At 62.4% G+C, this 7,312-nt stretch carries 4 protein-coding genes and 1 pseudogene; 4 read left to right on the top strand and 1 reads right to left on the bottom strand.

Translation table 11 applies throughout. From position 1 onward, the window contains the following. The coding region (aptA, locus tag XpopCFBP1817_RS18315; RefSeq protein WP_244171234.1) for an omega-aminotransferase AptA at positions 1-1,282 on the top strand (1,282 nt) is incomplete at its 5' end. 60 nt (positions 1,283-1,342) lie between these two features. On the opposite strand, the gene XpopCFBP1817_RS18310 is transcribed toward aptA, so the two are convergent. Then, positions 1,343-4,063, bottom strand: a complete 2,721-nt coding sequence (locus XpopCFBP1817_RS18310) for a DEAD/DEAH box helicase (protein WP_244171233.1) — start codon at positions 4,061-4,063, stop codon at positions 1,343-1,345. Between the two features lie 306 nt (positions 4,064-4,369). Between XpopCFBP1817_RS18310 and XpopCFBP1817_RS23300 the strand changes: the two genes are divergently transcribed. From XpopCFBP1817_RS23300 to XpopCFBP1817_RS18300, 3 genes and pseudogenes are all read left to right on the top strand, one after another. Continuing rightward, a complete protein-coding gene (locus XpopCFBP1817_RS23300) occupies positions 4,370-4,513 on the top strand; it encodes a hypothetical protein (protein WP_244171232.1) in 144 nt (47 codons plus the stop codon). A gap of 136 nt (positions 4,514-4,649) precedes the next feature. Beyond that, positions 4,650-5,503 (top strand): annotated as a pseudogene (locus XpopCFBP1817_RS18305) (plasmid replication/partition related protein). A gap of 119 nt (positions 5,504-5,622) precedes the next feature. Beyond that, positions 5,623-6,927, top strand: coding sequence for a DUF445 domain-containing protein (locus tag XpopCFBP1817_RS18300; RefSeq protein WP_128418205.1), 1,305 nt, complete (start codon positions 5,623-5,625; stop codon positions 6,925-6,927). Positions 6,928-7,312 lie beyond the last annotated feature (385 nt).

Below are 7,312 nucleotides of genomic sequence, written 5' to 3'. Positions count from 1 at the left end.
GAATACGATTGATGGCTGCGATCGATTGGCGTGTTGCGATAAGGGCAGCGGCGACTACCAGGCCCAACAGGCCGTCATCTACGGCCGCCAGATTCTGGACGGCGCTGCCGGCCTGTGGTGCTGCAATGCCGGCCATGGACGCGAGCGCATCGTGGCGGCAATCCGCGAACAGGCCGGCACGCTGGATTTCGCCACGACCTTTCAGATGGGCTCACCGCTGCCGTTCGTGCTGGCGCAGCGGCTGGCCGCGATTGCACCGCCGGGCCTGGGTCATGTGTTCTTCACCAACTCCGGCTCGGAGGCGGTGGATAGCGCGATGAAGATCGTGCTGGCCTACCACCGCCTGCGCGGCGAGGGCCAGCGCACACGCTTCATCGGCCGCGAGAAGGCCTATCACGGGGTCGGCTTCGGCGGTATGTCGATCGGCGGGCTGCCCAACAACCGCAAATGGTTCGGCCCGCTTCTGGCCGGCACCGACCATCTGCGGCACACGCTGGACATCGAACGCAATGCTTACTCGCGTGGCCTGCCCGCGCACGGCGCGGACCTGGCAGACGATCTGGAACGGCTGATCACCTTGCATGACGCCTCCACGATTGCCGCGGTGTTCGTCGAACCGGTGTCCGGCTCGGCCGGAGTGATCCTGCCGCCGGAGGGCTATCTGCAGCGGCTGCGCGCCATTTGCGACCGCCACGGCATCGTGCTGGTGTTCGACGAAGTGATCACCGGCTTCGGCCGGGTCGGCGAGGCGTTCGCGGCGCAACGCTTCGGCGTGACGCCTGACCTGATCACCGCCGCCAAGGGCCTGACCAGTGGCACCGTGCCGATGGGCGCAGTGCTGGTGGCCGATGCGATCCACGACGCCTTCATGCACGGCCCGCAGAACGCGATCGAACTCTTCCACGGCTACACCTATTCCGGCCACCCGCTGGCCTGCGCAGCCGCAATCGCCACCTTGGACACCTATGCCGAAGAGGATCTGTTCACGCGCGCGATCACGCTTGACCCGCAGTGGGAAGACGCGCTGCACAGCCTGCATGGGCTGCCGCACGTCATCGACATCCGCAACGTTGGGCTGATCGGGGCGATCGAGCTCGCACCGCGCGAGGGTGCGCCGGGCGCACGCGGCTATGAGGTGTTCGAGCGCTGCTTCCACCACGGTGGCCTGCTGGTGCGCGTCACTGGCGATGTCATTGCGTTGTCGCCGCCACTGATCGTGACGCCCGAGCAGATCGGGCAGATCGTCGAAACGCTGGGGAAGATGCTGCATAGCACGGCTTGAAGCGGTTCCGATCACCGGCGAGGTGATTGCGAAGAAGTCTTGCTATGCAGGATGCAGCAATCAAGCCGCATGCCCAGGCTGGAAATCCTTCAACATGGCCAATGCCGTATCGAAATAGCGTTTACTGCCCCAAAGTTTGCGATCGCCAATCACATACAGGTGCTTCTTGGCCCGCGTGACTGCGACATTGAGAATATTAGGTTCAGCGCTGGCCCAGTCGATCGCTCCGGAGTTGCTTGAATCGCAGCCGAGCACCAAGAACACGATGTCGCGCTCCTTACCCTGAAAGGTGTGCACGGTGCCTATGTTGGACTCCAACTGCTCCAGATTCGCTTTCGTCGGTACCGGCAAGGATCTGCCAGCAAGCGCCTGGACCCAGTTGGCCCGCTCGCAGAGCAGTGAGCGCAAGCCTCGCTTGACTTCCCGAAACGGTGTAATCACGAATACATCCGGCATGCGCTGATCGCTCGTGATCGCCTGACTGATGTACAGATCCACCAGCGCAGCGAACAGTCTCTGCGCCTGCGCAGGCACGAATTTGCTGCCGTCTTCGCTCATTGCATCGACATGCCACCAACTGCTCGGCCCCAGCGTCGGATGGACGGCGGCACCGCCGTTCTTGGCATGCTTCATCCGGTTGGCATAGGCGATCTGATTGGCGATCCCGAACATCGGCGCGTCGCAGCGACGATGCATCACCAACGGCACGCCGATGAAGCTCTCCGGGCTGCTCGGATGGCGTACGCCAAAGGCATAACCACGATCGGCCAGGGTTTGTACCGAATGCTTGTCGACCGCATACCGCGCATGCCGCTGCTTCAGCCAGTGATCGCCAAGCACTTGCAGCAAGCGGGTACCGTGCGTCGCGACCGGGGGAATCTGCAGCGGATCACCCACCATCACCACACGTTGCGCCCGCATGATCGCGCCCACCGCTGCCTGCGGCGGCGTTTGACCGGCCTCATCGACGATCAGCCAGCCTAGGTCTTCGGTCCCAACGCCGGCGAACTGTCGACGTACCGAGGCAAACGTGCTCGACACGACTGGTGTCAGCATGAACAGCCATTGCCACAGCGCCTTCGCATCGCTGCCGGATGCGGCCGGGCGCGGCAGAAAATTTGAAATCGCGGAGGCGATGTTCGGCTGCGCCTCCAGGAAGAACGCCTCGTGCAAGGCCATGGCGGCAGCAAACATTGCGTTGCGCGACTGATTCAGTCGCCTCCCTTGCCAGAACGCATTGACCTGATTGGCATGACTGTCCAGGGCATGACCATCCCACAGCGCCACGTCGGCAGATGCGCAGTGCTGCGCCAATGCATCGGTGTCCTGCGCTAGCCGGCGCAGCGTCATTGCAAGATCGCAATACGTGCACCACTGCCGATAGCGTTTGGCATCGAAGATCTGCGACAGCCCGCGCAACCATTTCGGCAGCAGGCGACGCTCAAGACTCTCTGCGTCTTCCTGCGCGCGTTGCGCCAGACGGCCCGCCGCGATGACGAGTTCGGTCAGGCGCAGTGGATCAAACTCTGGCAGACCGTTGCACAAGGCACGCATGCGCTCCCAGTCGGCATGCACTTGACTCAGTTTCGCTTCCAGACACAAGAGCGCTGCATGCTCTTTTTCATAGGCAGCTCGCGCCTCGGCGAATGTCTCCTGCGCAGCCTTGAAACTCGTTGGTGCACTACGCTGTTCGCGGTAGCGCCAATAGGTCTGGGCATCTGCTTCATCCCAGGCAGCATGATCCACATCAGTTTTCCCAAGATATTTACCCGGCCGTTCGTCCGGTTTGGCAGCCCGATACACGAAACTATCGTTGAAGCGGGTGCGATTGGCTTTTTCCCCAAGCGCAGCGGAGATCAGACCCCAGACCGGCGGCTGCGGAGCCGCCCAGGGCTTGCTGGCATGACTGCCGGCATATTTGGTGGCAACCGGCTGGAAATACCGCAAGGAGTCAACCAACACCGGATCGATGCCGCTGCATTGCGGCAGCTCCAACGACAGATTCTCGACCGCGCCGTTGTTGGTGGAGGCGACCACGATTTCATAGCCGGTCAATGCAGGCGTCAGTTTATGCATGCGCTGCGTCTTGCCGAATACCTGAGCCTCGAAAGTTTCGGTCGACAATCCTTGCCGAGCATTGGTCAAACCCGCCAGCACGCCGGCGCGCTCTACCACCAGATGCGCAATCAGGTCGCGCAGCAGCGTGGTCTTGCCGGTTCCCGGCGGCCCATTGACCGCCAGGAGCTGGCCTGGTTCAAGCGCCTTCATCTTGTTCAACGCGAACTGCTGCATCAGCGACTGGCACTGGCCTGGCAGCGATGGCCAGCGACCGGCGATGCCGTTACCCGGTCGCAGCGTCTCCAAGATGTGCGACTGCCCCTGTGGACTGTCCAAATCCAGCTTTTGCATATCAATGTCGGCCAGATAGGCCTGCAATGCACGCGGCGGCGCCGGCTGCCTGAGCGCGCGCCCGGCCTGATTGAGGTCGTGGACGAAGAAACTGTTGAGTATCGGCAGATCCTCGGTTGTCTCTTCGCCCGAAGACTCGTCGTCGTTGGCGATGGACTCGGTTTGGGGTGCGGATGACGCGGGCGGCTGCGGCTCATTGAGCACCTCCATCCACGCCCATGCACTGGCGGCCGGCGGCCGATAGCCCGCCCACTGCACCAGCCGCTCCACCAACGCCGACAGCGCAGCCGCATCGAATACAGCGGTGGCGTCACCGAACTCCTGCCCCAGCTCGAACGTGAGCGCAGTGGTTTCCTGCTCGAATTGCTCCATCGACAGACAATCCAGCGATCGTGCCTGCAACTGGCCCATGGCCCATGGCAATGCAGAGAAACTGATTCCCTCAAAGTCGGGGCATCCATCGGCACTGATCTTCAGTCTTGCAAAGCATGTGAAGCCGTCAGCAGACAGTTCACTGTCGCGCGCCTGGACAATGGACGACGACGCGTCTGGATCTGAAAGTTGTGCTGCGACAACCCTGGTCGCCTCCGTTGCGCAGAAAGGCAGCAGATACAGCACCCGCGGTGCACCGCTTGCCGATTGCCAGGTGCCATCAACCATTTGTTCCGGTCCAAGCAGATGCACTGGACGGTGTTTGCGGGCATTCTCCAATTGCTCGTCGAGATCGTAGACGTTGAAGAATTCGACGCTGTGCCAATAGTCGAGAACTGCCTGATCGAACGGGTCTGCCATACCAACATCATCCTTGCGCAACGCAATTGAACGTTCTGAAGTTAGTCTAGACTGAACTGCCGCTTGGCTCCAATGACAGCGCGCTGCAGGTGGTGTGCGCGCCGAGGCGGACAAGATGAGGCAGGCTCACTACAATGCCGGCCCCGCACTTGCCCGCAGTTGCCGCATGAACATCGTTGTCGAAGAAGAACTCAAGGCCTATAGCGACCCGCTGACGCCCGACGAGCACGAGGCGCTGGAACGCAGCCTGCTGACCGAAGGCTGCCGCGATGCGCTGGTGCTGTGGGGGGGGGTGCTGGTGGATGGCCACAACCGATACGGCATCTGCCAGAAGCACGATCTGCCGTTCCAGACCGTGCAGAACCCGCGCTTCCAGTCGCTGCAGGACGTGCACCTGTGGATGATCGAGCAGCACCTGGGCCGGCGCAGCGTGTCGGACTTCCAGCGTGGCGTACTGGCGCTGCGCAAGCTCGAGATCCTGGCCGCGCGCCAACGCAGCCAGCGCGATGCCGATGCCGCTGCCGAAGCGCCTGACGTTGCAGACGATCAGCCCGAGACCGGCCACTATGAAAGCACCGCACGTAGCGCCGAAGACAGCTACAGCCCACCGTGGGAAGAAACCTCCACCCCGGTCAGCCGCGCCGAGCTGGCGCGCGAGGCACGGCTGAGCAACAACCAGGTGGTGATGATCGAACGCATCCACAAACAGGCTGCCCCGGAAGTGGTGCAGGCGGTGCGGGCCGGCGATATTTCGATCAGCGCCGCCGCCGCAGTGGCCACCTTGTCCGAGGACGAGCAACGCGCTGCAGCGCAGGCCGGCAAGGCCGAGCTCAAGCAGGCCGCCAAGCGCGTGCGCGATGCCAAGCGTAAACCCAAATCCGACGAGGCCGAGGGTGGCGAGGCCGAACGCCGCGACTAAAAGCCTTGCAACGCCGTGTCACCGAACTGGAAAACGAAAACGCCGCGCTGCAGACCAAGGTGGCCGCGCTGCAATCGCAGCTGGAGCGTCTGCGCGGTTGAGGCAAGTATCGACCGGCTGCCGACGCGCGGCAGGTCAAGCGCCAACGCCTGATCGGATGCGGTGATCGACCACATCGCCGTGGACATGCCATCGGCACGCGACTGGGTACACTCCGGGCATGAAACCAAGCATTAGCATTCCCCGTCCCATCGATCCCCGTCGCGCCCAGCTGCAGCGCATGAAGCTGTTGGCGGTAGCCCTGTTGCTGGCCATGTTCGCCGGCTTCATCGTCAGTCACCTGATGGGCGAACACGGCATATGGGCCTGGGTATCGGCCTTCTGCGAGGCCGCCACCGTCGGCGCGTTGGCCGACTGGTTCGCGGTGGTGGCGTTGTTCCGACGTCCGATGGGCCTGCCGATTCCGCATACCGCCATCCTGCCGCGCGGCAAGGACCGGCTGGCCGACGGCCTGGCCGGCTTCGTGCGCGACCAGTTCCTCGCCCCCGATGCATTGATGGACAAGCTGCGCGTGTTCGACCCGGCCAGCCGTCTCGGCGAATTGCTGGCCAAACCCGAACAGGCGCGCATGCTCGCCCAGATGGCGCGCGGCTGGATGTTGCAGGCGCTCGAACTGCTGGACGAAGCAGCGGTGCGGCGCGCTATCCAGCGCTTCGTTGTCGACCGTCTGCGCAAATGGAATGCCGCTGCCACCGTCGGCGATGTCATGGCGCTGCTCACCACCGACGGCCGTCACCAGAAACTGCTGGACGAGGTGCTGCTGCGCCTGGGCGAGTGGCTGGATCGGGAACAGGTCAAGACGCGGGCGTCGGCGCTGATCGTGCGGTACGCGCGGCGCGAGTGGCCCAAGCTGGTCGGCACGGTGAACTGGGTCAAGCCGATCGAAGAGATCGGCGACAGCCTGGCCGAGCGCATGGCGCGTGCGGCAATCGAAGAACTGCAGGACATTCTCAAAACACCCGAGCATCCAATCAGACTCGACTATGAAGCGTGGTTGCAGCGCTACATTGCACGCCTACGCGACGAGCCGGAAATGGCGGTGCGCGTGGAAGAGCTCAAGCAGCGCGCGATCGCACATCCGGCGCTGCAGGAGTATGTGCAAGGCCTGTGGGGCGAGATTCGCGATGCGCTGCGCAACGACCTGGCGCGTGAAGAATCATCGATGGCCGCGCACATGGAGCGCTCGATGCAATCGCTGGGCCAGGCGTTGTCGTCGGATCCCTCACTGCGTGAAGCACTCAATCAGCATATGTTGCAGGCTGCTGAAAAACTCACCTCGCGCTTGCGTGTCTCGGTGACAGAACATATTGCATCGACAATGAAGAGTTGGGACGAACGTCACCTCGTCGAACAATTGGAATTGGGTGTCGGACGCGATCTGCAATACATTCGGTTTAATGGAACGCTGGTTGGTGGATTGATTGGCCTTGCTCTTCATGCGCTGTCGATCTGGCTTTCGTTCTGATGCATTGGCAGTGACGTGATCACTCATTGACGGCTGTCCAATCACAGCCAGCCACTGAAGGCCACCTATTATTTGCCGGCGACTCATGGCACGTTGCAGCGCTTAGGGGATTGCTGCACGTGCTGGATCATCTTCAAGCGGTACCACGAGGCCGATCTCGCTGTCGGCCATCACACTGGGCACGCAACAGGCAAGGCAAAGGAACGAAGATGCCGAATGGTCACTGGGATCTGCGCAGGAAATACGGGCGCCGCACCTCGATTGGTGCACTGCTGATTCTCACCGCAGGTTTGATCGCCGCCATCCTGACGCTGAGGTTTCCCCACGTTTTCCCGAGATAGATCAGCTGGTTGCACCCGGATCGTGTAGAAACAAGTGCGCGCAT

It is taken from the genome of Xanthomonas populi (assembly GCF_002940065.1).
Lineage (GTDB): Bacteria > Pseudomonadota > Gammaproteobacteria > Xanthomonadales > Xanthomonadaceae > Xanthomonas > Xanthomonas populi.
Note: the sequence above shows the minus strand (reverse complement) of the source record. Positions and strands in the feature narration are given on the sequence as shown.

Excerpts from the sequence above, each read along its gene's own strand:
- XpopCFBP1817_RS18310 (WP_244171233.1), bottom strand. The coding sequence starts at position 4,063 with ATGGAGCAATTCGAGCAGGAAACCACTGCGCTCACGTTCGAGCTGGGG.
- XpopCFBP1817_RS23300 (WP_244171232.1), top strand. The coding sequence starts at position 4,370 with ATGCACTGGACGGTGTTTGCGGGCATTCTCCAATTGCTCGTCGAGATC.
- XpopCFBP1817_RS18300 (WP_128418205.1), top strand. The coding sequence starts at position 5,623 with ATGAAACCAAGCATTAGCATTCCCCGTCCCATCGATCCCCGTCGCGCC.